Raw genomic sequence first — 26,468 nt, 5'->3', positions numbered from 1 at the left:
CGCACCCGTAATGAACCTGCTGCTACCTGTTCTTGCCACACTCATCTGGGCCGCCAGTACGGTGGTCAATCGCCTGTCGGTCGGGGTGATTGACCCTGCGGCCATTTCCTTCTACCGCTGGCTGACCGCGTTGTTGGTGTTGTCACCCGTGTTGGTGCCCAGGGTATGGCGCTTGCGTCGTCAGATTCGGCTCCATCTACCCAAGCTGGGGTTACTGGGCTTGCTCGGCATGTCGCTGTACCAGTCGCTGGCGTATTTCGCGGCGCACACGGTGAGCGCAACCTCCATGGGGCTGATCCTGGCGACCATGCCACTGCTCACCGTGCTGCTCGCATTTCCGTTACTAAATACCCGACCGACCGCGACATTGCTGGTCGGTGCTCTGGTTTCGTTTGCTGGACTGATCTGGTTGCTCGCAGCAGGCGACTTGCCCTCGCTCTGGCAGCACGGGGTTGGCCGAGGTGAACTGATGATGTTGCTGGCGTCGCTGTCATATGCGCTGTACTGCGTGCTGGTTAAGCGCTGGCAGATTCCCCTGCCGACCTGGGAAAGCCTTTATGTGCAAATTATCTGCGGCACCCTGCTGCTGGTGCCGCCCTTTGTGCTGGCACCGTCGATAGACCTGACTGTCAGGAACATCCCGCTGGTGTTGTTCGCCGGGCTGTTTGCCTCGGCACTGGCACCCGGCTTATGGATGCGGGGTCTGCAAGCACTGGGTCCGGAAAAAACCGCCGTGCTGATGAACCTGGTGCCCCTGTTTACCGCGGTATTGGCGATTGGACTCCTTGGCGAAACATTGCACCTGTACCACGCGGTCGGCGGCGGGTTGATTTTGCTGGGGATCGGCTTGGCGCAATGGAAACCCGCGCGGGTCATGGCCGAAGCCGCGACCTAGGTGACCAACAAGGTATTTCGCAACTCCCGCAAGCCCGCGTAACTCAAACCACTGAAGCCTTGCAGATAGTCATCCAGCCCACCGTACTCGGCCTCGATCACCGCATAAGCGGCATTCAAGTATTCGGGCCGGGCATCCAATACCGCGTCGATCGCCGCTTCGCTGACCGGCTGGCCCACCATGCGACTCACAGCATTGCTCATCGCGTCCTGACGCTCTGCATCCAGCTGACTGAAACGCCGTGCCGAACGTACATAGTCGGCCATGATGTGTTCAGGGGCGACACCGAGGGCGTGCAACAGCAACATGACCGCCACGCCGGTACGGTCCTTGCCCGCCGCGCAGTGAATCAGCACCGCTGCATTGTCTTCGGAAAACAGTTCAAACAAGGCACGCAACCGGGGCGCCAACATGCCCGGCAGTTGCCGGTAAACCTCAAGCATCATGTCGCGTGCGCCCTCCACCACCGGATTATCGACCAGCATGGCGGCAATACGTGGGTCGGCACGCACATCGCCAATAACCTCCAGATGGAGATGCTGGATGGCGGATTCAGGCAAGCAGTTCGGGTAACGCTCACGCTCGCCCGCGCTGCGAAGATCGCAGACGGTCTTCAGCTTCAGGTTCTGGAGCGTCTGCCAGTCCTGGACGGTCAACCGATGCAACTGATCTGCACGCAATAGAGAATGGCCGCCAATGCGGCGACCACAGCGAGTGGGCATGCCTTTCAAACTGCGAAAGTTATCCGCGCCTTGAAGAATGAGATATTCCTGATCTGCCATGATCACCCCTCCAACAGGTGATGATAGGCTGGTGTGAGTGGCCGCGCGCCCTGCCCCAATGTAGTCGTTCGGCGAGGCTTGCGGCCGTGAGTCAGCAAGTGCACGGTATCAAAATCTTCGGCGGCGGCGAAAAAACGTTCCACCATCGGCTGTCCTGCCTGTCCCCAGTCGTCCATGTTCGACATCCAGGTCTGCATCCCCCACACCGGCCAGCGTCGCAATTGTTCCCAGGCTGCGTTCTGGTCAAGCACGCCTTCGGCACCGAGGCTGATCAGTTTTTCGCGGTAGACGCCGAGCAAACGCTGCGCATCGGTGCGGCGCTCTGCCACGGTCAGCGCGCCGAGCATGAAATAGGCGACATCACGCCAAGGCCGGCCATACCTGGCGAGCTGCCAGTCCAGCCAGATACGTTGACCGTCACTGCGTAAAAAGCTGTTGCCCTGGTGCGAGTCGCCATGGATCAAACAGCCGGGTGAAGTCTGCTCCCGCTCGAAGGCAGCCAATTCGTCGAAAGCATGGCTGAACAATTCCGGTGTCTCGTACATCCATTTTGGCAACAGACGCTGGTACTCCGGTTTGCGCAGATTGACCTTGATGTAGTTGTACATGCGCAGCAGGCCGTCGCTGTCCACCGGGTTGTCCATCGACACCGGCAGCCAGCTCTGACCCCGCAGCTGCGGATTGTTCCAGGTGGCCGCATGCAGCGTCGCCAGTGATTCCAGCCCCCGAGCGACGCCGTCCACACCCAGGTGATCGGTGCTATGGCCAAATTGCCCGACGGCCAGGCCGAGGTCTTCCATCATCACCAGACCTCGCCCGCCACCGTCGGCATCCCAGTCGGTGAAATAGGTGTTTGGCAGTGGCGCATCGGACCAGCCGCTCGCCAGATGATAAAAGCGCGCTTCCAGCTCACAGATATCGCCACTCTCGAAACCGTCGGACCAGTTAGACTTCAAGCACACATGTTCTGGAATACCGGCGCGCCGACCGACCTCGTTCAACTCAAGCCTGGCGCGCAATTTAGTGGTGTGACCGTTACGGACCTCCACCGCCGTCAACGCCAGCACCTCAATGCCCGGATAGCGCGGCTGCAATAACTGCGTGAGCCACGCCGCACTGATTTCGTTCAGGTGGCGTGGCAGGCGTCCGCTGCGCTGCGGGTATGGCCGCCCGGCGGCCATGCCCGGCAGGCTATCCTTCACGGCGTCAGCACCCGACCGGCGTTGGCCGGCACCTGCAGCTTGAGCAGCTCGATCGCGTTACCGCTGCGAATCCGTTCGCGGTCTGCCGTGGACAATCCGAGGCCTTCGGTCAGATCGCCATGGTCATAGGCGCCGCCAAAGTTGGTGCCGTACAACAGACGTTCCGCGCCCACCACCTCGGCGACACCACGGCGCAGGCCTGGCGCGTGTACGTCGAGGTCGAAGTAAAAGTTCTGCAGGTAATCCATCAGCGGTCGCTGGTTGCGCGAGTCCGGTGCCATGGCCCGGTTCAGTTCGCTCAGGCGCCCCAACTGGAAAACCGCCATGCCACCGGCATGGGTAATGTAGGTTTTCAGGGTCGGGAATACATCCAGCGCACCGCCGCAGATCAGGTACCAGAAAAACAGCGTTTCATCGACACAGTCACCGATGATGGAGGTGGTTTCGAACTTGTCGTCAGTGTGTTTTTCGCCCCAGTAAATCGATTGGTTGAAGCCGTGCACCATGATCGGCACGTCCAGCTGGGTCAGCTTTTCCCAGACTGGAAACAGGCGTTCGTCGTGAGCCTCCAGGCCGTTGAAGTTAGCCCCGCCGACGCACACGCCCTTGGCGCCTAACTGAGTCACCGCCCGTTCGATTTCCTTGGCCGCGTTCTGCGGGTCCGCGAGGTTGGCGTGGCACCAGAAATCGAAGTGGTCGGCATCGGCCCGGCAAAACGCCGACAACTCGTCGTTGCAGATACGCGCGTATTCGTTGGCAAAATCACCCGCCCAATACATAAAGCAATGGGACGGCGTGGACATCACCAGCTTGTCGACACCCCGTTCGGCCATCAGCTTGCGGCGGCTGGCGTGGCTCATGCGCGCCAGGATATTGGCCTGCGCTTCGGCATCCGTAGCCGCTTTGGCCGGTTGCTTGGTGCCGAGGGAAAAATGCCCCACGGTCAGCCCCTGCACCTTCATGAACGGCCCCCAGAACTCGTGGCGGTTGAACATGCCCTCAGTCAGCAAGTGGGCGTGGACATCAATCAGCATGGCGTTCTCCTTTTTGTAATTTGCCAGCAGGCCCAACGCTCCATTTGCAGGATGTTTGGGCCGATTTTAGGGATAACTGCATCGGCAATAATATAAACACATTTACAATATGTGTTTATATTATTATCACGAAAAATAAAATCACAACGACTGAATGAACGGCGCTGCCATCAAAACCGGCAAAAAAAAACGGCCCTCTCAGGCCGCAAAAGCGTGTCCAATCGATGCAATCAGCGCTGGGTCTCTTGGGAAACAATCGACTCAGGTTTCATATCGCGCTCCGATAACGGCGCGTCGTGGACCCGATAGCCGCCCTTGAGGCCGTCGTTGAGCAACGACCACATCCCTTTGTTGAAGTCGTAACTGACGTTTTTCACGTTGTATGGCAGATTTTTGTCATACAGCTGTACGCCGCTCTGGAACAGCGCGCGGTACAACACGCCGCCCTGATCCCACGCGTCATACAGCCCGGCACCAAAGGTGTCTTCGTCAAGGTAATAGGTGCGCTTGCTGTAGACGTGGCGTTTGCCCGGTTTCAGCGTCGCCTCCACCACCCACACCCGGTGCAGCTCCCAACGCTCGCAGGCCGGGTTGGTATGATGCGGCTTGAACTGCTCTTCCTGGCCGCAGCTGAAGTAGAACTTGTAAGCGTTGTACGGAATGTACATTTCCTTGCGGCCGACCAGCTTGTAGTCGAAGCGGTCCTGGCTGCCGGAGAACATCTGCAACTCGTCGAACAGGTTCACTCCCCCCTGGTTGGGGACCGGGGTGTCGTAGGCAAATTCCGGCGCCAACTTGATGCGGCGCATACCTGGGGTGTAACTCCAGGCACGGCGCGGCTGGCGTTGCGGGTCAAGGTAGTCGGCAAGGATGATCAGTTGTCCGGCGCTGCGGGCCGGGTAACTGTCCAGCGCCCAGGCGCGGTAGTACAGCTGTGGATCCCGATCAGCCTGTTTGACCTGGTAGTAAGGGGCCTCCTCCATGGTCGCGGACTCGGCGGTCTTGGTTACCGAACCTTGAGAATCCACCACCCAACTGTTGGACGACGCCGTGGTGGTGTACCCCGGGCCTTTGTAGCGCAATTGCTGGTTCCAGATGACTTCGTTGCCATTTTGCGGCAGGGGGAACGGGAGGCCTCCGCGGCACACCGGATCTACCGCCAGGTTATCCTTGGTGGCGCGGCAATCGCTGGCGTTGCGCACCGTGGCCTCCAGCATCTCCTGTGGGTACGCCGCCGTGCGGTGGCTCGGGTAAATATCCAGGTAGTAGTCGGGAAATTTACTCAGCAGCATTTTCTGCCCGCCACTCAGGCGGTCGGCGTATTGCTCCATGTTTTTCGAGTTGATGCGCAGCAGCGGTTTTTCATCCTTGAAGGGGTCGGCCCAGAATCCGCTGTCCGGCTTGAAGCCTGGTGGGCTTTGCTTCAGGCCACCGGTGTAAGGGGGAATGCTGCCATCGGCGTTGCCCGCGATAATCGCGCCGAACGGCGTCAGGGTTTTACCGATTTGTGCCACCTGGTCCGCCGGTGCCGCAGCCTGGCTGCAGGTGGCGATGTTCAACAGCGCCACCGCCCATGCATATTGTCCTTTCATAAACTGGTACTCCGCTTCTTGGCTTTTTAGATGGAGGTTTTGAAGGTGAAGGCCAGCCAGCCACGGTCGGTTCCGCCTACGCCGCCATTACCACCGACGGTGTCACCGGGGATGTGCTTGGACTGGGCGTCGGTGTCGGCGTAACGCAAGCCGAATTCGTAACGCTGGGCATAGGTCAGTTGCACGCCGGCAGACCAGGTCAGTGCGCCTTCGTTACCCCCGCCGGCGCTGGCGGCGTTCCCCGACAGGCCATAATTGACGGTCAGCGGTACGGTCATGTCCCAGGACGGGAATACCGACAGGTATTGCGGTGTGTAATTGACCGCAATGGCCGCGTAATCGCGAGTCGAACAGCCGTCGCGTTTACCCCCTGAACCCGGCGTGCCTGCACGTGGGTCGACGCAATTACTGCTGTTCTCGCCCAGGTAAAGCTCTTCGTGGTCGGTCACTTTGCGCAGGTGGCTGTAAGCAAACTCGCCCACCAGCGTGGCGTTATTGGCGATAAAGTTACGCGGTACGCCATACACGGCGTTGGCGACGAAGTGGAACGTATCGCCACGCGGCCCTTCGTTGTCGGATGGGTCGACGCCCACCGCGTTCAAGGCACCGCCCTTGCGATATGAGATCTCGCTACCGATCGACACCGTGTCGAGCACCGTGGAAAGACTCAGGCCGACCAGTTTGACGCTACGTGGATACACCAGGCGGTAGCTGCCGGTAGCGGCCGAGACTTCTGGCGCCAGCCAGGGTTGGTAGTCATCGAACTGGCGGTAGTACGCACCCAATGTCGATTGAATCGCGTCAACATCGTATTTGGCCATCACGCCCCAGTTGGCGGAGTCACGGCCGTATTTGGATTTCTCCCGGTTAAAAGAAAAACCTGGCGCTACCGGCAAGCGGTCCGGGCCTTCGAAAAACGGGTCCGCCGCACCGAAGTAGGTGCCGCCGTACGGGATACGGGTGTAATCCCATTCGTAGAAATACTGCGCGGCCAGGGTCAGGTTGTCGGTGGCCTGGGCCTTGACGGAAATCTGCCCGATGGGCAAGAACACTTCCTTGGTTTCGATACCGGGACTGGTCACCGCCTTGGCACCATCGAGCGGCGCTTGCGAGTAGGAAATCGCGTGGGCACCGAACAGCAACCCTTCACCCCAATAGTTGGTATGACGGCCGATCTTGACGTTCACCGAAGCATCGCCCAGGCGCAGGTTTTTCCAGACAAAGGCGTCGAGAATTTCCCCCGAAGGGCCTTCAACGTAGCGCTTCACTTCGGAGCTGTAGTGGTCGTTGTCATAACTGCTCTGGAAACCGGCGACATGACTGCGCACGTCATTATCGTGGTACGCCTGGTCGTACCAGCCGGCGGCGCTGAGCCGTGCGCCCCATTCCTTGCGGTAGGCAAAATCCAGTTCAGTGAGCAGGTCGAGGCGGTTGGTGACGATGTCGCCCTTGTCGAACTTGCCGTCGGATTCATCGTAGTTGGGGTTGTTCATGATGCGCCGGTCCTGGTCCTCCATGCGCATCCCCAGGTTGTAGCGCAGGGTGTTATCCCAACGCAGGTGAAAGTCCGGATTGGACAGTTCGATCGGCGCCGCCATCACCGCACCACCGTAACCCAACACCATTTCCCCGACCGCCAGCAGTACCACCGCCCGCCGGGCTCGCATGCGTCCCTGTCTACTCATCTTTTTCATGCAAACCACCTTTTGTTTTTATTGTCGTTCGTTTTGGTTGCGCCCTCGGTTTCAGGGCGCCACCGCTAGCGCCCGATGGGGTAGATGATGGATTTTTCCTGGGTGAACTCTTTGAGCCAGTTCGGCCCGAACTCGCGGCCCAGACCTGAACGCTTGAAACCGCCGATGGGTGCATAGGGCAGGCTGCCGCTGCCGCCGTTGAGGTACACGCTGCCGGCACGAATGCGTCTGGCCAGGGCGTAGGCGGTTGCAGCATCTGCCGAGGCCACGGCACCGTTGAGGCCAAAGCGCGAATCGTTGGCGATGGCGACGGCTTCGTCATCACTGTCGAAGCCGATCACCACCCCCACCGGCCCGAAGATTTCCTCCTGGGCAATAAGCATGTCGTTGCGCACGTCAACGAACAGGGTGATGTCGGTGAAGAAGCCTTGCCGCAGGTGAGCCGGCCGTCCACCGCCGCACACCAGCGTGGCCCCCACATCGCGGCCATTGGCAATGAAGTGCTCGACCTTGGCGCGCTGCGACTCGCGAATCAGCGGCCCCATCATCACGCTCGGGTCCGCCGGGTCGCCGACTTTCCATTGCCCGGCAATGGCTTTGGCGCATTGCACGAATTGCTCGCGTACCGAGTGGTGCACCACAAAGCGTGTCAGCAGCGCACAACCCTGCCCCGCATTCACCGCCAGCCCGGCGATGGCCCCCAGCGCGGTGGCCTGTATGTCGGCATCGGCGCGCACGATCAATGCCGATTTGCCGCCCAGTTCCAGGTGCACGCGCTTCAGAGTCGGCGCCGCCTGGCTCATGATGCTGACGCCGACGGTTTCCGAACCGGTGAACGAGACCATGTCCACCCGTGGATCACTGCTCAACAGACTGCCCACCTCAATGCCGCCGGTGACAATGTTGAGTACGCCCTTGGGCAAACCGATCTCTTCGGCGATCTGGCCGAACAGCAATGCCGAGTACGGGGTAAACGGCGAGGGTTTGAGCACCAGCGTGTTGCCGGCCAGCAAGGCCGGAAACACCTTGGCCAGGTTGAGCAAAAACGGAAAGTTGTAGCCGGTGATGCCGGCCACCACGCCAATAGCCTCGCGCTCCACCGTACCGCTGCCGAGAATCATCGGCCCCGTCGGGTTGAACGGATCGGGATTGGCCTGCACCGGGATTTGCAGGCTGTCGCTGAGCAGCGACTGCTCGATCGCCGTCAGCACATGGCTGAGTGGCATATCCACCTGCATGGCGTACGTCACGCCTTGGGAGCAACCGACTTCAGCGATGATCAGCGCGGCAATCAGCTCCCGCTTGGCCACGAGGGCGGCGTGCATGCGCCGCATGTAACCCGCTCGCTCGGCCATGCTCAGCCACGGCCACGGGCCGTTATCGAAGGCGCTGCGCGCGGCGGCAATGGCCGCATGGGCGCTGTGCAGATCGCCTGTCGGGGCATGACCGATGACCGCTTCCGTGGCCGGGTTGAGCACTGCTTCACGAGGACCATCGGCAGCCACCCAAGCGCCGTCGATGTACAGCTTGTCCAACTGGGTGAAGGGAACATTCATGGGGTTGGATCTCCTGAGATTTTGCCGGTAATCAGTTCCGCGGCGCGCATGGCGATGGCCATGGCCGGGGCATTGGTGTTGCCGGACACCAGGCATGGCATCACCGAGGTGTCGACCACACGCAAGCCCTCTACGCCCCGTACACGCAGTTCGGGGTCGAGTACCGACGCACTGTCGGCACCCATGCGACAGGTGCCGGAAACGTGATAGGCGGTCTGACCGAAGCGGCGGAACGCGGCAAGAATCTGCTCGTCGCTTTCTACCTTCGGCCCGGGCGTCAGTTCACCGACGATGAATGGCTTGAGTACCGGCTGCGCGGCCAGGCGGCGGAACCAGCGAAACAACGCGATCGCGGAGGTGCGATCGATCTCGGCGCTCAAGTAGTTGGCGTTGATTTGCGGCGGTACCGCGGCATCCGTCGATTGAATGCGCACCTCACCCTGGCTCTGTGGGCGCAGGAAATAGCCGCCGATGGTCAGGCCGGGCTGCTTGTCGATTTCGACCTTGTTGCCGTCGCCGTTCATGGAGTAGAGGCTGACGCCAATTTGCGCATCCGGACAATCCAGCTCCGGCTGGGTCTTGATAAAACCGCCGGCCTCGTGGGCGGCGTGGGTCATCGGGCCTTTCTTGCGCAAGAAGTATTGCGCCACTGCACCGAGTAACCCAACCCCATGGAAGCAGTGGTTGAAGCTGCCGCTGGTGACCCGGTACTGCATGGCCATGTATACGTGCTCACGCAGGTTGCGACCCACCTCGGGCGCATCCTGCAGCACGGTGATACCCAATGAGCTCAATAGCTCGGCCGGGCCGATACCGGACAGTTGCAACAGCTTGGGTGATTCGATTGCTCCGGCGCATAACAACACCTCACGGCGAACTTCGAAGCGGGTCTTGCCTTCGACGCCGTCGACGCGCACGGCACTGGCGCGCCGCTGGGTGAACTCGATGCGCTGCACGTCGGTGCCGGTCATTACGGTCAGGTTCGGGCGGGCGCGAACCGGGTCGAGGAAGGCCCTGGCGGCACTGAAACGCTGGCCCTTCCAGGTGGTTTGCGGTTGATAGCCAAAGCCACCCTGGCTGACCGAGTCGACATGATTGGTGTCTTCGGTGCGCGCCACGCCAAGCTCGCCAGCTGCGCTGATCACCGCATCGCACAGAGCATGGCCAGGCGGGTGCACAGTGACCTTGAGCGGGCCACCGACTCCCCGCCATTGGCTTTTGCCCAACTGGTGATCTTCCAGGGCGACGAACTGCCGGCCCATGTCTTTCCAGCCCCAACCTGTGCAGCCTTGCGCTTCCCAGTTGTCGTAGTCGGCCGGTGTCCCCCGCACATAGACCATGCCGTTGACCGAACTGGAGCCGCCAATCGTCTTGCCCTTGAGCCACTGCTCGTCGCTCATGCCCTCCCCGCGCGCCGCCTTGTAGCTCCACACATGGGGATTGCCGGGGCTGAGCAGTTTGCCAATGCCACGGGGCATGGAGATCAACGGGCTGGTGTGATCCGGGCCGCTCTCGATCAGCAGCACCGAAACGGTCGAGTCGGCAGACAGGCGATTGGCCAATACACAGCCGGATGACCCCGCACCGATGACGATGTAGTCGTAGATTTTGCTCATTATTGTTCTTCTTTTGCTGGTTGCTTTAAGCCTTGAACCACCAGGCGAGGCACGTGAGGATTAGCGCAGGAACAGGCGTGGACGCTTCAGCGGGGAGGTGCATTATTGTTCTCCAAGGGTCTCTGATGGACTGGAGAAACGGTAAGGCTGGAGGGAAGAAGCCACAACGAACAGAACTGCAAATCTGTTCGGCATGCAGGGGATTCATTAACACTTTCAGTGAAAATGTTCTAAAACTTATCTGGCTGGTGTAAAAAATCCTCTGTCACTGTTTAACCATCACCGTCGGGATGCCCATGCCCGGCGCCAAGACCCTAATAAAAAGCTCTGCCGAGGTACTGGATGGCTCACTTCACTTGCGCGCAAACAGTCGATAAAACCCAATCCGGCCAACGTCACGCAATGCGCTCTCAGCGCACCCGTGAATTGCTGCTGGACCACATGTACCGCCTGGCATTGGAAAAGGGCTACGACGGGGTCACCGTTCAGCAAATACTGGACAGTACCGGGGTGGCCCGCTCCACCTTCTATGCGCACTTTCGCGACAAGGAAGATTTGATCGTCGCCGGGTACGAGGCCATCGGCACACCCTCGACCAAGGTCACCGAAGTCGATGGCGACCGCCGGGTGCTGCTGGATGTTTCAGCCTGGCTGTTTAGCGCCACCGAACGCCATGCGGCGCTGACGACGTCGTTTTTCAGCGGCCCGGGACAGGGCGTGATTCTCGCCCACCTGGAAAATATCCTGATCATTCAGGTGCGTGAGCATTATCGAAAACAAGGCTTGTACCTGCTGGAGCATATGCGTGGCGAAGCGGCAGTGCGCTGTTTTGTCGGGGCTTTGGTCGGGCTTTGGTTGTGGTGGGTACGCCACGACTATCCGCACCCGGCGCGGGAAATGACCGAGACCTTCGACAGCCTGATGAACAATGGCACCTGGCCGCCGGACACCACCGTGCGCCAGTAGCCAGGCTACGAGGCGCAGGCCATGATCAGAAACTGCCGGAATGCCTGCGCCGGTGCCGACAAACGGTTATCCGGCAGCCAGATCAGCCCAAGCTCCATCGGTGGAATCACGTCCACCAGCGGCCGGATTTCAATCTTCTTGCCTTCCAGGGACCAGGCCCGGTAGAGCATGTCCGAGAGAATGGTCACACCGAAACCATGCCCCACCAGCCCACGCAATGCCTCCATGGAAGAGGTGCGAAAAGCCACCTTGGGTGCCAGTCCACGGGAGTCCCAATAGCGCAGGGTCGAGGTCTCCCCCTCATCGACCGTGGCGAGGATATAGGCATGCTCGGCAACGTCTTCGAGATTGATCGAGGTGGCGGCCATCAACGGGTGCTGACTGGCCAACCAGAGTTGGCGGCGGGAACGGATCAGCACATGGTGAGCAAACCCCTCGAGGTTCGGTGTGTTGGAGACAATCGCCAGGCCCAGGTCGAGGTCGCCATTGCTCAGGGCTGCTTCAATGCTTTGGCGGTCCATGTCGATCAGGTCGATCTCGACCTGCGGGTAGCTGCGTTTGAAGCGTGCCAGCAGCGCTGGCAGAAAATAGCCGAGCACCGTGTAAGAGGCACCCACGCGCACGATTCCTTGCATGGCGTGGCCGAGAAACAGCGGTTCACTGAGGGCGTCCTGCAGCGTGTCGAGAATATGCCGCGCATGCTGGGCAAACTTGTTGCCTTCTGCGGTCAGCGTCACGCCATGGGGCAAGCGGTCGAACAGGCTGACGCCCATCGACTGCTCCAGATGCAACACCGCTGCAGTAATCGCCGATTGCGAGACATGCGCCTTCAGCGCCGCCTGGGAAAACTGCCCGGCGTCGGCGGCGGCAACGAAATAGCGCAGTTGGCGCATGGAAATATCTTTGCCTTTTGTCATCTGATTTTCTGATACCTGCCGCCTGAATATATGAAACAGCTCGGTCCACGTGCTGGTTACACTCAAGACCGGGTAGCTGCCCTGACGTATCGTTATCTCGAATTTCAGCGCCAACAATAAAAATGGCTGAAGGTTGAACAATGAACGCGATCCACTACAGCGAATACGACTGTGAAGCGTCGGGCAATTTCCTGACTGAAGCTTCGCTGGCCAGGCAAGGCTTCGACATCCGGGTCGAACACGCGCAATGGTCCAACACGGGCACCGCCTTGATCGAAACCGGCAACAGTTGCCTGTTGCGCCTGATGCTGCCTGCCAGTGCTCAGATCAAGCCTAACTGCGGCAGTTTTTCCAGCCACGGCGTGCACCAATTCCAACCCCTGGGCAAGCTGTTGTTCATTCCCCATGGCACCGAATTCCACCTGCGCCACGATGCCGGCGAGCAAAAGGCCCTGGTGTGCCTGTTCGATCCCTCCTCTCTCGGTGTCCTGGGCAGCTATCGCTGGAACTGGCAGGACAACGTCAGCGAAGCCATGCTCAACCTGCAAAGCGGTTACCTGCACGCCTCCTTGCAACGTCTGGCCGAAGAGGTGGCCAATCCCGGTTTTGCCAGCGAACTGCAAACCGAATGCCTGCTCACCAGTATTGCCCTGGACCTGCGCCGCGAATTTATCGACGCACCCGACGATGCCACTTGTTCCTCACACTGCGCTGAAAAACTCAGCCATCGTCAACTCAACATCCTGCGTGAACTGCTCGACACTGCCGGCGACGAAGGCCGCTCCCTGAGCCACTTGGCGCTGGCCTGCGAGATGCCGTTGCGAACGCTGTCCAGTCGCTGCAAAAACACCACAGGCATGACCTTGCGCCAGTACGCCGCACAAAGTCGCCTGCAAAAAGCCGTGGCGCTACTGGCCGACCCACGGTTGCTGATCAAACAGGTGGCCTATCAGGCGGGCTTCAACAATGCCGCGGCATTCAGTGCCGCATTCCGTAAAGAACTGGGGGTCACACCTGAGGAATTTCGCCAGCAGCGCCAGCGCTAGAAGGCCCCCGGGCGAGGCAAGGAAATTTGTAGGAGCGAGCTCGCTCGCGATGGTCTCAAGGGCGACGCGTTTACTCAGAAAAAACGCGTTATCGTTAACGTCCATCGCGAGCAAGCTCGCTCCTACAAAGAGCTGGTCGCCTCAGGGCTTTAACGACGAATCGTGGCGGTGATTTTGGCGTGTGGCCCATTGACCTGCGCGGCCCAGGCTTCAGCCGCCTGATCGAGGGTGAAATCCAGATAATCCACCTGAATCTGCTGCTCCTTGGCGATCTTCAGCAGACGCAGCCAGATCTGCTCACGGTCTGCGGGCGGGCGCTGGCCAGTGCCGATGCACGACAGGTTGCGGAACAACAGATCGGCAATATCCAGATTGAGCTGGCGGCCGGCGCCCGTGCCAATGGTCATGATCCGCGCGCCCCAGTTGGTGGCTTTGAGGGACGTCAACATGGGTTGGCCGCACACGAGGTCGAGCACCACATCAAATCCGCCATCGGCTGCGTCCTTGAGGGCCGCGACATCATCGCTGCCACCCAAGTCACCACTTCATCGGCGAGGCCTCGCGACTTCAAACGGCCCAGTGCTTCGCCCGACCGCGCAGCACCGACCACCTTGCCCGCACCCATGCCGCGCGCCAGTTGCAGGGCGATCTGGCCGAGGGTGCCGGTGGCGCCCAGAATCAGGACCTTTTCACCCTTTTGAATCGCTGCCTTTTCCAGCGGGACGATGGCACCGGTAGCGGCGATGCCCATGCTGATTGCGGTTTTATCGTCGACGTCGTCCGGCACATTCCACACTTCGGCTTGCGGCACCAGGGTGCGTTCTGCCCAGGCACCAAACGGCAACACCGAGCGCTCGCCGAAGTACACCCGGCGACCATCCGGCGCACGGCCCACACCTTCGCCGCGAATCACACAGGGGTATTCGACACCGAGACGGTACGCACCGAGTACATCCCAGCCCCCCAGGCCAGCGGTATCGACATCGATCAGTACTGCGCCGTCCTGCGGTTGCGGCTCACGAAACTCGCCGACTACCGGCGGCGCATTACGCTCGGAAATGATTGCTGCACGCATGGCATTCTCCTTGTCTGTTTTATTGTCAGGCTGCACTTTCAACGATAATTGAACATTTTTCTGTTATTTGTCTATATTTACTTAAGCAATCTGTCTAACTGGCCGCCAATGTCACCGGCTGATAACGCGGATACCCACCCAGCGTCAGGAGTAGTAAGGGACCGACGACAAAGCAGATAAAACTGAACAGCAGCATGGCCGAGTAGCCGCCGGTGAGCTTGAACAACCCCGCGAACAGTAACGGTGAGATCGCGGCACCCGCGGTAATCAAACCCAGGTGCGCGCCAAACAAGCGGCCGTAGTCGCGCATGCCGAAGTAACGGGCGATCAGGAATGCAGCGATATCGAACTCGGCACCCGCACCCACCCCCACCAGCAACGTGGCGAGGGTGTACAGGGCAATACTGGAATCCCCATAGGCAAAGATGCCGCAGGCAAATGCCGGCATCAGCAGCGCCAGAGAGGCGACACCGGGCGCCCACAACCGGTCGATCAGGTAGCCCACCAGCAGCCGGCCAAGAATCAGCGACACGCCAAAACTGGCGAAAATCTGACTGGCCTGCAGGGCGCTCAGGCCTCGGTCCTGCAGCAACGGCACGATATTGGTGACCATGCCCACCACGCAGGACACCACCAATGTCATCGACAGGTTGCACACCCAGAACCGCCACGAACGCAGCGCCTCCCGCAGCAGCAGCCCGCCGGCTTGTCCGCTGGTGGTCGGGAGCGTCGCTGTTTGGTGGCTGGCATCAGCCGTCGGCAATAACCAGCGTAATGCCAAGGGCAGCGCCAGTAATACCGGCAACACGCCCAGCGCGAGGAAACCTGCCTGCCAATTCCACCGGCTGATCGCCCAGGCGGTGATCAGCGGCAGCATGATCGCCGCCAGCCCGGAGCCGCTGAGGATGATCGCCAGCGCCAGGCCACGGTTTTCCTCGAACCACAAGTTGACCAGGTGCGACCAGGTCACCTGCAACGTACCCAGCCCCGCCAGCGGCACCAGGAAAAACCCCAGGTAGAGGGTCCAGATCGAGCCATTGATACAGGTCAGGGTGAAGACACTCAGGGACAGTGCCAGCAGCGACAGCAACGTGACCAGGCGCAGGCCATATCGCAAGTTGAGCCAGCCGGCCAATTGCGACGCGACGATGGTGCCCAGCGAGAGTGCGGTGATCGCCGCCTGCAATTCCGCCCTGCCCCAGCCCATGGCCTGTTCCAGGGGAATCACCATGGAGCTGAAGCTGTACAGCAGCAACGAACTGGAACTGGTGGCAACGCCGACGAGCGCCAGAATCAGCACTCGCCAACCGCGTTTGAATTCTGCGTTATCAAAGCCTTTCATGGTATGTGACCTCAGTCGTTACCGATAAACACAGCCGCTTCCGCGCTCTTGCCCAGCACATGGGCACGCCGTGCCGCGCGAGGTGCATTCACGTCCTGGACCAGGGTGTCTTCGGGATGAATCAGCGTCGGGCCATTGCCCAGCTCCGCAAGCGCCAGCAGTGCCAGGTCTTCAGCCTTGGGCAAGGTCATGGTCAGGGCGTCGGGAATGTTCAGCTTGACCATGGCATCGCGCATGGTGGGTGTGTCGACGGTGCCGATGAGCAGGTTGAGCACATCGACGCCACGGTCTTTCCACTCCGCCCATAACGACTCGCCAAGGTTCAGCGCAAACCCCTTGGTGGCGGTGTACATGGCCAGTTTGCGAATGCCCCCCAAGGCAGCCTGGGAACCCACCAGCAGCAAGCCGCCCTGCCCGCGCTCGAGCATCGCGGCACCAAAGGCGTGGCTGCATTGCATCACGGTCAAGCAATTAAGGCGCAGCAAGGCGCCCCAGTCTTCGACCGAGGTATCGAGGAAACGTGTGATGTAAGGATCGCCGCCCGCGTTGTAGATAAACAGGCCGACTTGCCGTTCACCGACCGTCGCCAGCAATCGCTCACAGGCATCGGGATGAGAAAGGTCCTGGGTCACCACCAGCACCTCAACGGCATAACGATCCTCCAATTCGCTTTTCAATTGCGCCATGACCTCGCCACGGCGAGCCACCAGCACGCAGTGCAGGCCACGCTCGGCCAGTTGATGGGCAAATGCGGCGCCCACGCCATGGGAGGCACCGGCAATCACTGCCCAAGGGCCATACCGATGCTGGAAGGCATTATCAGGAACAGACATAAACACTCCGAAAACAAGGGCCCGGCGGCCAGCCACCGGGCGAGGAAGGTTTCACCGCGTCAGACGACTGGCGGCAGGTCGATGTGGCTGGCGGAGGCGCCGATGGCGGTGCTGCCATAAACCAGGACGCGCCGCTCGATGTGCGCCATGAATAGACGCAGCAAGGGTTCGTCGTATTCAGGCCCGGCGCTTTTGACAAAGGCTTCCAGCGCTGCATCAATCTCGCTGTAGTCACTGAAGGTGCGGTCGAGCAGCACTTGCGCCTCCTGTTGTTCCAGCTCGCGCAAGCGCAATTCCATGGCATCGCCACGGCCCAGGTACTCCACCAGCTTGCTCACTGCGCGCAGCTTGGTTTTCTGGAAGTCACTGCCGACCTCCACCTGCGCCAAGGCATCGGCGAGCATGGTCAGCAGCTGTGCATTCGGGCCGCTGCTGGCCATGTCCAGTGTCGGCGTTTGCAGAGGCACCCCCATGGCTTCGGCCAACGCATGCACCACCACCCGACGCAGGGCGATGTCGAACTCGGTATAGGTGTCATGGGGATCGCCCGGTTGTGGCGCGGCCACCGACGCCGAGAACTGCATCGTGCTGACGGTGGCAAACAGTGCGGTGTGGTAACGCACCACATCGGGGTCCGCCGGTTCGCCGGTCACTTGCTGGTAGTAGCGATACAGCGCCGCGAAACTGTCCCCGAGCGGCTCGTAGTTGTCGCGCATGCGCGCCGACGCCAGGTCGGCCAGGGGATCGCCGATCATGGCGAACTCGAAATCGTAGAGGCCATGGACCTGGCCGTTCTCGAACAGGAACTGTCCCGAGTCGTACTGAACGAAAGCAGGCCGGGTACGGTGCTGTGGCACGTTGCGACGCAACCAGCCGAGGGCGAACTCTGCCAGCGGCTGAGGCTTGGATTTATTGCGCGCATACAGCGGGTAATACGCTTCCAGGCCTGCCAGGGTAATGTCCTCGGCACTGGCCGGCAGGTGAATTCCCTGCTCGATAAAGGGTTGCAACGGCAGCTGGTGCATACGCGCCATGGCGTCGACCCATTGGCGTGCGACGTCATGGCGTTCAACGTCATTCTTCGCCGTGCTGACGTCGCGACTACCCGGCACCAGCTGCATCACGATCGCTTGAGGGTCTTCGCAAAAGCCGTGGATACGCGGGACCGGCACGCCTTGCTGACCGAGCAAGGTAAGAATATCCGCCTCCCGGCGCAGATCCGGGAATGGACTGACATCACCGCCGCGCTCGCCACGAATGTGCAATTGAAGGGTTTCGCCCTCGCGCTGCAGTTCAAGGTTCCACGCCGGGCGCCAGCGCAGCAGGCGTTGCATGGCCGTGATTTTCCCGCCCAGCAGCCCTTCGACAAAGGTCCGCAGCTTTTCTTCGACCGGATCACGGGGCGCATTTATGGTTGTTGGCGTTGTTGTTGACATGCAGGGTCTTCCTCAGGCGCTGATGATCAGCGCCGCAATCAATGGGTGCTGGTCACACCAGCGTCGGGCCGCCGACGTGCTCCAGCGGTACGCCCTTTTTCTTCGCCAGGTCGGCGGTGTCCAGGTACTCGCGCCAGGCACAGATGAGCCCGTGTTCGTCCAGCTCATACACCGCCACCATCGAGTGCGGCATGGGAACACCGTTGCTGACGCAGTAATCGTCGCGTTCGGTCATCACCACACGCTCGGAAGAGACGATGTGGCGCGTGGTGCAGCGGTTATGCGTGACATAACTCATTTGCCGCTCGATTTCGCGGCGCAACGCGTCGCGCCCGCGGATCACCGGGCCACCGGGCACCCACAGTTGCCAGACGGCGTCGTCGGCGAAGGTGGCCATGATGCGTTCGATATCGGGGCGGCTGCCGTCGCTGCCATCGCCCCAGCGGCCTGCATGTCGAGGATGAAGCGCTTCCTGTTCGAGTGCCATGAAACGGGCTCCAGTGCGGTGAATGGATCGGGATCAGACCGAGGCCTGGGGCAGCAGGAAGTTGCGCACCACCGGCACCATCGGCGTGCCGCAGCTCATGCCGCCGTCCACGCGCATCAGCGTGCCGTTGACGTATGCGGCGTCATCGCTGGCGAGGAACGCGGCCATGGCGGCGATGTCTTCCGGCTCGCCCAGTTGCGGTACGTTTTGCAGCTCGAGAAAAGCGGCCTTCATCGCCTCATTGGCCCAGCTCTCCATGGCCGGCGTGCGAATGACCCCCGGCAAAATGCCGTTGCAACGAATGCCGCGTTTGCCAAAGGTGGCGGCAATGCTTTGCACGTACCAGTTGAGCGCAGCCTTGGAAGCGCCGTAGCTGAACTGGGAAACTTCACCGGCAATCGAGCTGGTGGACGAGGTGAACAGAATCGAGCCGCTGCCCTGGGCGAGCATGTGCGGCAAGGCGTACTTGCACGCCAACACACCGCCCAGCACGTTGACACGCATGCAGTTGTGGAACAGCTCGGTGTTGAAATTGATGAAGTCGATATCGCGGGTGGTGGCCGGGTTCCGGTACACGGCATTGTTGAACAGCACGTCGATACGGCCGAAGGACTGGACGGTCTGCTCAACCATCTGCCGCAAGGCGTTTTCATCGCCGACATCCACTTGCAATGCCAGTGCGTTGACGCCGATCTCCGCTGCCACAGCCTGCGCCGATTCGGCGAAGAGGTCGGTGACCACCACCGTGGCGCCTTCCTTGGCGAAGCGCAGTGCCGAGGCACGGCCAATGCCACTGCCAGCGCCGGTGATCACGCAGACTTTGCCGGCTAAACGTTGCACAATCTCGTTCATAAAGGGGTCTCGGGACGGATAAAAAAATCGGCGCCCGTGGCGAACGCCGAAAAGGAGCGTGAGGTCAGCGGGTCTGGCCACCGGCTATGGTCTGCGGATTGGCTTCACGCTCGGCGACCGGATCCTGGCGGTAGCGAGTCGGGCCGTTGCCGAACATGCCGTACTGGTCACGGGTGAAGTCGTACAACGAATAGGAATCCTGTTGCGGGTTGTTGGGAATGCCATAGGCCTGGATGTTGTACTGCGAGCCGGTGCGGAACAGCGCGCCGCTGTCGTCCCAGGCGTCGTAGACAGCAGCGCCGAAGGTGTCTTCGTCGATGTAGTAGCGACGTTTTTTCTGCGCGTGGCGCACGCCGTCCTTGCGGGTCGCCTCCACCACCCAGACACGGTGCAGCTCCCAGCGCTCACAGGCGGGGTTGATGTGTTTTGGCATGAGTTTCTTGTCCATGTCGCAACCCCATTTCAGCGTGTAGTTGCTGTAGGGGATGAACATTTCCTTCTTGCCCACCAGCTTCCAGTCGAAGCGGTCCATCTTCCCGGAGAAGAGGAAGATTTCGTCGTAGAACGCCACCCCGCCGAACGCCGAGTTGGGGGTGTCATAGTTGAACTCCGGAGCCTTGCGCACACGGCGCTGGCCGGTGCTGTAGCTCCAGGCATATCGGGAGTCGGCGACCGGGTCGAGGTAATCCCAGTACCCCGATGCCTGCCCGGCCGTACGGGCCGGCGCGACGATGCGCGACCAGATACGTTGGGCAATTTTCGGATCACGCCCGGGGACATCCATTTGATAAAAAGGTTTTTCGCCGGTGGAACGGTTGGTGTTGGTCAGCGTCGCGTGGCCCTCATTGACCACATAGGCACTGTGGTTCCAGTCCCAGCCATTCACGCCCTGGTAGTTGAGGATGTAGTTCCACATCAATTCCCGACCATCTCGCGGCAGCGGGAATGGCAGGCCGCCACGGCAGCCTTCGCTGATCGACAGGCCATCGTTCTCGGTTTTGCAGTCCTTGCGACTGGCGTTGCGCTGGGTGGCTGCCAGAAAATTGGCCGGAAAGGTCGCCGTCCGATGTGTCGGGTACACCTCAAGGTAATAGGTGTCGGGATTCTGCTTGAGCAATTGCAGCTGCCCGGCTGCCAGTTGGTCGGCGTACTGATCGGCATTGGCCGCCGTAATCCGCAAACGTGGTTTTTCATTGGCGAACGGGTTGGGCCAGTTGCCGTCGCCGGGCACCAGGCCGGCAGGCACTTTCAGACCGCCGTCGTACGCCGGAATAGTGCCTGCCGCGTTGCCCGCTACAATCGCACCAAAGGTCGTGAGCTTGCCGCCCAGGTCGGCGGTGGTAGCGCCCTCATCGGCCACGGCCGCCCCCGCCAGGGCGATGGCCAGCAGGCCTATCGCGTATGAATTAACTGTCATAACGTTCTCCATTCAGATGGGTGATCGCCGAGTCCGGTGATCACTGCAGTGCAGTTCAGGGGCGGTTCAGAACGCTGTGCTGAGGGTCAGGGAGACCCAGTTACGGTCGGTCAGGCCGACGTCGCCGGTACCACCGACAACGGTTTTTCCGACGCCGGCGACATCCCCGTATTTGCGTTCGCTGCCGTAGCCGATGTACGACAGGGTCACGTCGACGCGCTCGTCGTAAGTGCCCTTGACGCCGGCCTTCCAGGTGTATTTGCCTTCGTTGCCACCGCCCGTTGCGGCATTGCCGTTCACGCCGTAATCCACACTCATGGGAGTGGAAATATTCCAGCCGGGGAACACCCCGAGCCATTGCGGCGCGAAGCTGACGGCGAGGCCGACATAGTTCTTGGTGGCGCAGCCGTAGTGCTTGTCCTGCCCCGCCGGGCAGCCGCCGTAGCCTTCACCCTTGAACAGCTCCTCGTGCTTGGTCACCCGTTCCACGTGACTGAACGCCATTTCGGTGATCAGGCTTCCGGTGTCGAAGTAATCGGTGCGCGGCAGCAGCCACAGGCCATTGACCACCATGTGCCAGGTGTCACCCCGGGCGCCCTGGTTGTCGGTGGTGCTGATGTTGCTGGAGACCAGCGAGGTATTCTGGCGATAGGACAGGTCTACACCGAGGGAGCCGCCACCCAGTACTGGGCCTGCGGAGTAACCCAGGCCATAGAGCTTGACGTTCTCGGCGTAAACGTAACGGGCGAAGGTCGGCGCCACTTGCAGGCCCCACGGGTTGTAGTCATCGAACTCGCGATAGAACGCGCTGACCTCCGAGTGCAGGAAGTCGAAGCTGTAGGTGCCCATCACGCCCCAGTTGCCCCTGTCCTTGGGTTTGACCGGGTCGATCAATGGCCGCGAGACACCACTGAACAGCGGCAAGCGGTCCGGCCCTTCCAGGGCGACGTCGGCAGAGGCCAGATAGGTGCCGCCTTCAGGTGCGCGAGTGGTGTCCCATTCGAAGAAATATTGCGCCGCCACCGAAAGCTTGTCGGTGACCTGCGCCTGGGTGGAAAGCTGCGTCAGCGGCAGGAAGATTTCGCGTGTCTCGGTACCGGGGTTGCTCACGGCCTTGCGCCCGTCCAGCGGTGCTTGCGAGTAGGACACCGCATGCCCGGCAATCAGCAGGCCATTGCCCCAGTAAACGGTGTGCCGGCCGGCACGCACGCTGACCGGAATATCGCCGAGATCGAAGCGGGTAAACGCGAAGGCGTCCAGCAACTCGCCGCTGGGGCCGCGGTGGTAGCGCTTGGTGAAGCTGGAGTACCGGCCGTTGGTGTAGCTCGGCGTGCTGGTACCGGGAAAGGCGCCGGGGTAGTAGACAGTGCCAGGGCTGGTTTCGACATCGGTGTCTGCATACGCCTGGTCGTACCAGGCCGCGCCGCTGATGCGAAAGCCGTTGTACTGCTTGTAGGCAACCTCCATTTCGCTCATCAGATCGACGCGATTGGTGACCACATCCCCCCGATCAAACTTGGCATCGGACTCGTCGTAGCTGGCGTTGTTGGCCAACGCGGAGTCACGCCCCTCGGCACGCACGCCGAGGTTGTAGCGCACGGTGTTGTCCCAACGCGCAGTCAGGTCGGGATTGCCGGTGTCGAACTCGGCGGCCTGAATATCGCCAACGGTCAAGGCACACCCGGTCACGCTGAACCAGACAGCCAGGCTTAACGGCTTTAGCTTTGCGTGGATCATCAACACTCCCATTACATTCTTGTTGTTATTGGCAGCCGAGGCGGTGGGCCGTTTGGGGCCGCGCAATAAGCGCTGGCTCGACGGCCTTCGGTATGGCCTGAAGTAGACGGGACGGGGCGGTTCGGGCACAACGATTGGGAGCATTGCTCAAATGCATTTTGGTATTGGCCAAATGCACGAGATCACTTGGCCCAACTGATGGCGTGTTAGGCACCTGCTGTGAAAACAATGACAGATCGACGATTGAACGGTATTTGAATAACCAATACCGACCCGTCGTTTTTGTGATTTTACGATGGCAAACCCACTCCCTAGACTCCAGCCAATAACTAGGCAACGCCGCTCTCCTGGCGCCGCCAAGACAATAAAGCCTGGAGGATGAAACATGAGTGCGGTCCCGTCCCTGGATGACAAATACGTCCAGCACACTGGAAAAGTTTTGCTCACCGGTATTCAGGCGCTGGTGCGTCTGCCGCTGATGCAGCGCCAACGCGACCTGGCCAATGGTCTGAATACAGCCGGGTTTATTTCCGGGTACCGTGGCTCGCCGCTGGGTGGCTTCGACCAGGCATTGTGGAAGGCGCGCGACTATCTCAAGGAGCACCACACGGTGTTCCACCCAGGCATGAACGAAGACCTCGCCGCCACCTCGATCTGGGGTACGCAACAGGTCAATCTCTTCGAAGGCGCCACCTACGATGGCGTGTTTGGCATGTGGTACGGCAAGGGCCCGGGCGTCGACCGCTGCGGCGATGTGTTCCGCCACGCCAACGCCGCCGGCACCTCGCAATTCGGCGGTGTGCTGGCCATTGCCGGCGATGACCATGGCGCCCGTTCCTCCTCGCTGCCGCACCAGACCGAGCACATTTTCAAAGCGGTCATGATGCCCGTGCTGGCGCCCTCGGGGGTGCAGGAATACCTCGACTACGGCATGCATGGCTGGGCCATGTCGCGCTATTCCGGCTGCTGGGTCGCCCTCAAGGCGGTGGCCGATACCGTGGAGAGCGCGGCCGTCGTCGACATCGACATTCATCGCGTACAGCCGATCATTCCCGATATCCCGCTGCCCGAAGGCGGCTTGAACATCCGTTGGCCAGACCCGCCCCTGGCACAGGAACAGCGCCTGCTGGAACACAAGCTGTACGCCGCCCTCGCCTACGCCCGAGCCAACCGCCTCGACCGGGTCGTGATGGATTCGGCGAACGCGCGGATCGGCATCATCACTTCCGGAAAATCCTATCTCGACGTGTGCCAGGCCCTGAAAATCCTCGGTATCGACGACACCCTCGCCCAACAGATCGGCCTGCGCGTGTACAAGGTCGGCATGGTCTGGCCGCTGGAGGCTGAAGGTGTGCGGCAGTTTGCCGAGGGCCTGGAAGAAATCGTGGTGGTGGAAGAGAAACGCCACATGATCGAGTACCAGTTGAAGGAAGAACTCTACAACTGGCGCGAAGACGTACGCCCGCGCATCGTCGGCAAGTTCGACGACAAGGGCGAGTGGAGCCTGCCGCACACAGGCTGGTTACTGCCGGCCATCAACGACCTGACCCCGGCGATGATCGCCCGGGCGTTGGCCAAGCGGATTTTGCGCCTGCATCAAAACGGCCCGCTGCAAGTGCGCCTGGCCGTGCTGGATGCGCAACTGGCCGGCAAGGACCAGTTCAGCAACCTGATGGAACGCGTGCCCCACTACTGCTCCGGTTGCCCGCACAACAGCTCGACCAAAGTCCCGAAGGGCAGTCGAGCGCTGGCCGGCATTGGTTGCCACTACATGGCGGCATGGATCTACCCGCAAACCCAGACCTTCAGCCAGATGGGCGGCGAAGGCGTAGCCTGGATCGGCCAGGCGCCCTTCACTACCACACAACATGTGTTCGCCAACCTGGGTGACGGCACCTATTTCCACTCCGGCATTCTCGCGATCCGGGCCGCCATCGCCGCCAAGGTGCAGATCACCTACAAGATTCTCTACAACGATGCCGTGGCCATGACCGGCGGACAACCGGTGGACGCAGCCTCAGCGTGGCGCAAATCAGCCGGCAGCTCGCTGCCGAAGGCGTGCAGCGTGTGGTGGTGGTCAGCGAAGATGTCGAGAAATACCAGCATATCCAGGATCTGGCAGACGGCGTGCCGGTGCTGCGTCGTGACCAGATGGACGAAGTGCAGGAGCAGTTGCGCCAATTCCAGGGTGTGTCTGCAATCATCTATGACCAGACCTGCGCCGCAGAAAAACGTCGACGTCGCAAACGCGGCAAGTTCCCGGACCCGGCACGCCGGGTAGTGATCAACGAAGCGGTGTGTGAAGGTTGCGGCGATTGCAGCAGCAAATCCAACTGCATGTCAGTGGTGGCAGTGGAAACCGAGTACGGCCGCAAGCGGGAAATCGACCAGTCCTCCTGCAACAAGGATTTCACCTGCCTCAACGGCTTTTGCCCGAGTTTCGTCACGGTCGAAGGGGGTTCCTTGCGCAAACCCAAAGCGCTGGCAGCCAAGGCGGATGAGGTATGGGCGTTGCCTACGCCTTCAACCGTTGCGCTGGATGAGCCGTACAGCATTCTGGTGACTGGCGTGGGGGGTACCGGCGTGGTGACCATCGGCGCCTTGCTCGGGATGGCGGCGTTTATCGAAGGCAAAGGCACACTCAACCTGGACATGGCCGGCATGGCGCAAAAAGGTGGCGCGGTGTGGTCGCACATCCGCATTGCCGCGCACCAGGATCAGCTGTTCGCTCCCCGCATTGCCGAAGGTGAAGCGGCGCTGCTGCTAGGCTGCGACCTGGTGGTCAGTGCCAACACCGAAACCCTGTCCAAGCTGCGCCAGGGCGTTACTCATGCGCTGATCAACAGCGAAGAAAGCATCACCAGCGCCTTTGTGCGCACCTTCGCCCAACAGGCGGAAAGCGGTGATTTGCTGAAACACCCGGACCCGATATTCCAGACCCAAAACATGTCGGCGCAAATCGCCGAAGCGGTTGGCCATGCCCAGGCCGACTTTGTCGACGCGAGCAAAATCGCCACGGCATTGATGGGCGATTCGATTGCCACCAACACCTTCATGCTCGGCTACGCCTACCAGAAAGGCTGGTTGCCGGTGGGCGAAGCGGCGCTGCTACAGGCAATCGAACTGAATGGCACTGCGGTGCCCTTCAACCTCTCGGCCTTTGCCTGGGGCCGGCGCAGTGCTGAAGACTTGCCGCGGGTGTTGCGCAAACTCGAAGCAGGCAAAGTGCAGAACGCAGACCGCCTGCTGTCGCAAAGCCTGGAAGAAACACTGCAACGACGCATGACATTTCTCACGGCGTACCAGAACAAGGCGTATGCCCAACGTTACCGGCAACGGGTCGAGCAGTTCATGAAGGCGGAAACGGCACTGCTCGGGCAACCGGGCAAGTTGTCGGCAAGCGTCGCCCGTTACTACTTCAAAGTGCTGGCGATCAAGGATGAATACGAAGTGGCCCGCCTGTTCACCGATGGCCAATTCCTGGAAAAAATCCAGGCTGGCTTCGAAGGCGACTACCGCCTGCGCTTTCACCTGGCACCACCGCTGCTGAACGATAACGGTAGCGGCGCCGAGCCGAAAAAGCGCAGCTTCGGCCCGTGGATGCTGCAAGGCTTCAAACTGCTGGCCAGGCTCAAGTTCCTGCGCAACACCTGGCTCGATCCGTTCGGCCGCACTCACGAGCGCAAGGTGGAACGCAACTGGTTGGCCAACTACGAAAGCGTCCTCGACGAAGTGCTGACTGGCTTGACCGCCGACAAGCTGAGCCTGGCTCAGGAGCTGGCGGAGTTACCTGACAGCGTTCGCGGTTATGGTCCGGTCAAGGAACGCTTCCTCAGCCACGCCGAACAGCGCCAGGCGCAATTGCTGGAGCAATGGCGCAAGGGTCCGAGTGCCTCGTTTCACGATGCCAGCCAGACCTCAGGAAAAATCGCCGTTACCCAACTCTAAGCACCGACACCCTGCGCTGCAGCGCCCGGGTGCACAATGTT

18 protein-coding genes and 2 pseudogenes are annotated in these 26,468 nt (G+C 60.8%); 4 read left to right on the top strand and 16 right to left on the bottom strand.

Annotated elements, in window-relative coordinates:
* Positions 1 to 10: 10 nt before the first annotated feature.
* Positions 11 to 895: a DMT family transporter gene (locus BZ163_RS31585; RefSeq protein ID WP_128874195.1), complete on the top strand. Its 885-nt coding sequence runs from the start codon at positions 11 to 13 to the stop codon at positions 893 to 895.
* Here the strand turns inward: BZ163_RS31585 and BZ163_RS31580 are convergent.
* The 7 genes from BZ163_RS31580 to BZ163_RS31550 all read right to left on the bottom strand — a co-directional run bounded on the left by BZ163_RS31580 (position 892) and on the right by BZ163_RS31550 (position 10,371).
* The gene (locus tag BZ163_RS31580; RefSeq protein WP_128874194.1) at positions 892 to 1,677 is read right to left on the bottom strand and encodes a tyrosine-protein phosphatase; all 786 of its coding nucleotides are present in this window, start codon (positions 1,675 to 1,677) and stop codon (positions 892 to 894) included. The two genes, BZ163_RS31585 and BZ163_RS31580, sit on opposite strands and share 4 nt — an antisense overlap.
* Before the next feature lie 2 nt (positions 1,678 to 1,679).
* Positions 1,680 to 2,879 carry a phosphotransferase gene (locus tag BZ163_RS31575; RefSeq protein ID WP_128874193.1) on the bottom strand — a complete coding sequence of 400 codons (1,200 nt, stop codon included), beginning with the start codon at positions 2,877 to 2,879 and terminating at the stop codon, positions 1,680 to 1,682.
* A complete protein-coding gene (locus tag BZ163_RS31570) occupies positions 2,876 to 3,913 on the bottom strand; it encodes an amidohydrolase family protein (protein WP_128874192.1) in 1,038 nt (345 codons plus the stop codon). Before BZ163_RS31570 ends, BZ163_RS31575 begins: the two co-directional genes overlap by 4 nt.
* A gap of 230 nt (positions 3,914 to 4,143) precedes the next feature.
* Positions 4,144 to 5,505: a DUF1329 domain-containing protein gene (locus BZ163_RS31565; protein ID WP_128874191.1), complete on the bottom strand. Its 1,362-nt coding sequence runs from the start codon at positions 5,503 to 5,505 to the stop codon at positions 4,144 to 4,146.
* A 26-nt stretch (positions 5,506 to 5,531) separates the two neighbouring features.
* Positions 5,532 to 7,199 (bottom strand): DUF1302 domain-containing protein, encoded by a 1,668-nt coding sequence (locus BZ163_RS31560; RefSeq protein WP_128874190.1) that lies wholly within the window; start codon positions 7,197 to 7,199, stop codon positions 5,532 to 5,534.
* Positions 7,200 to 7,264: 65 nt separating this feature from the next.
* Positions 7,265 to 8,755, bottom strand: coding sequence for an aldehyde dehydrogenase family protein (locus tag BZ163_RS31555; protein ID WP_128874189.1), 1,491 nt, complete (start codon positions 8,753 to 8,755; stop codon positions 7,265 to 7,267).
* A complete protein-coding gene (locus tag BZ163_RS31550; protein ID WP_128874188.1) occupies positions 8,752 to 10,371 on the bottom strand; it encodes a GMC family oxidoreductase in 1,620 nt (539 codons plus the stop codon). Before BZ163_RS31550 ends, BZ163_RS31555 begins: the two co-directional genes overlap by 4 nt.
* Before the next feature lie 402 nt (positions 10,372 to 10,773).
* Between BZ163_RS31550 and BZ163_RS31545 the strand changes: the two genes are divergently transcribed.
* Positions 10,774 to 11,337 carry a TetR/AcrR family transcriptional regulator gene (locus BZ163_RS31545; RefSeq protein WP_223518006.1) on the top strand — a complete coding sequence of 188 codons (564 nt, stop codon included), beginning with the start codon at positions 10,774 to 10,776 and terminating at the stop codon, positions 11,335 to 11,337.
* Positions 11,338 to 11,342: 5 nt separating this feature from the next.
* Here the strand turns inward: BZ163_RS31545 and BZ163_RS31540 are convergent, their stop codons facing one another.
* Complete coding sequence (locus tag BZ163_RS31540) at positions 11,343 to 12,254, bottom strand: LysR family transcriptional regulator (protein WP_128874186.1); 912 nt, start codon at positions 12,252 to 12,254, stop codon at positions 11,343 to 11,345.
* Between the two features lie 140 nt (positions 12,255 to 12,394).
* Here BZ163_RS31540 and BZ163_RS31535 point away from each other — a divergent pair, with 140 nt between their 5' ends.
* Positions 12,395 to 13,300: an AraC family transcriptional regulator gene (locus BZ163_RS31535; RefSeq protein ID WP_128874185.1), complete on the top strand. Its 906-nt coding sequence runs from the start codon at positions 12,395 to 12,397 to the stop codon at positions 13,298 to 13,300.
* Positions 13,301 to 13,449: 149 nt separating this feature from the next.
* Here the strand turns inward: BZ163_RS31535 and BZ163_RS31530 are convergent.
* The 8 genes and pseudogenes from BZ163_RS31530 to BZ163_RS31495 all read right to left on the bottom strand — a co-directional run bounded on the left by BZ163_RS31530 (position 13,450) and on the right by BZ163_RS31495 (position 22,479).
* A pseudogene (locus BZ163_RS31530) lies at positions 13,450 to 14,375 on the bottom strand (zinc-binding alcohol dehydrogenase family protein).
* Between the two features lie 94 nt (positions 14,376 to 14,469).
* Positions 14,470 to 15,717: an MFS transporter gene (locus BZ163_RS31525; protein ID WP_128874184.1), complete on the bottom strand. Its 1,248-nt coding sequence runs from the start codon at positions 15,715 to 15,717 to the stop codon at positions 14,470 to 14,472.
* 11 nt (positions 15,718 to 15,728) lie between these two features.
* On the bottom strand, positions 15,729 to 16,550 hold the full coding sequence (locus BZ163_RS31520) for an SDR family oxidoreductase (protein ID WP_128874183.1): 822 nt from the start codon (positions 16,548 to 16,550) through the stop codon (positions 15,729 to 15,731).
* Between the two features lie 59 nt (positions 16,551 to 16,609).
* A complete protein-coding gene (locus BZ163_RS31515) occupies positions 16,610 to 17,986 on the bottom strand; it encodes a phosphotransferase (RefSeq protein ID WP_128874182.1) in 1,377 nt (458 codons plus the stop codon).
* A gap of 52 nt (positions 17,987 to 18,038) precedes the next feature.
* Complete coding sequence (locus BZ163_RS31510) at positions 18,039 to 18,473, bottom strand: nuclear transport factor 2 family protein (protein ID WP_128874181.1); 435 nt, start codon at positions 18,471 to 18,473, stop codon at positions 18,039 to 18,041.
* A gap of 33 nt (positions 18,474 to 18,506) precedes the next feature.
* Positions 18,507 to 19,325 carry an SDR family NAD(P)-dependent oxidoreductase gene (locus BZ163_RS31505; protein WP_128874180.1) on the bottom strand — a complete coding sequence of 273 codons (819 nt, stop codon included), beginning with the start codon at positions 19,323 to 19,325 and terminating at the stop codon, positions 18,507 to 18,509.
* Between the two features lie 64 nt (positions 19,326 to 19,389).
* Complete coding sequence (locus tag BZ163_RS31500) at positions 19,390 to 20,742, bottom strand: DUF1329 domain-containing protein (protein ID WP_128874179.1); 1,353 nt, start codon at positions 20,740 to 20,742, stop codon at positions 19,390 to 19,392.
* 66 nt (positions 20,743 to 20,808) lie between these two features.
* Positions 20,809 to 22,479, bottom strand: coding sequence for a DUF1302 domain-containing protein (locus tag BZ163_RS31495; protein WP_128874178.1), 1,671 nt, complete (start codon positions 22,477 to 22,479; stop codon positions 20,809 to 20,811).
* A 385-nt stretch (positions 22,480 to 22,864) separates the two neighbouring features.
* Between BZ163_RS31495 and BZ163_RS31490 the strand changes: the two are divergent.
* Positions 22,865 to 26,427 (top strand): annotated as a pseudogene (locus tag BZ163_RS31490) (indolepyruvate ferredoxin oxidoreductase family protein).
* The last annotated feature ends 41 nt before the right edge of the window (positions 26,428 to 26,468 follow it).

Source organism: Pseudomonas sp. VI4.1, assembly GCF_002029345.1.
Lineage (GTDB): Bacteria > Pseudomonadota > Gammaproteobacteria > Pseudomonadales > Pseudomonadaceae > Aquipseudomonas.
The sequence above is the reverse complement of the archived record's forward strand: the minus strand, read 5'-3'. Positions and strand labels throughout refer to the sequence as shown.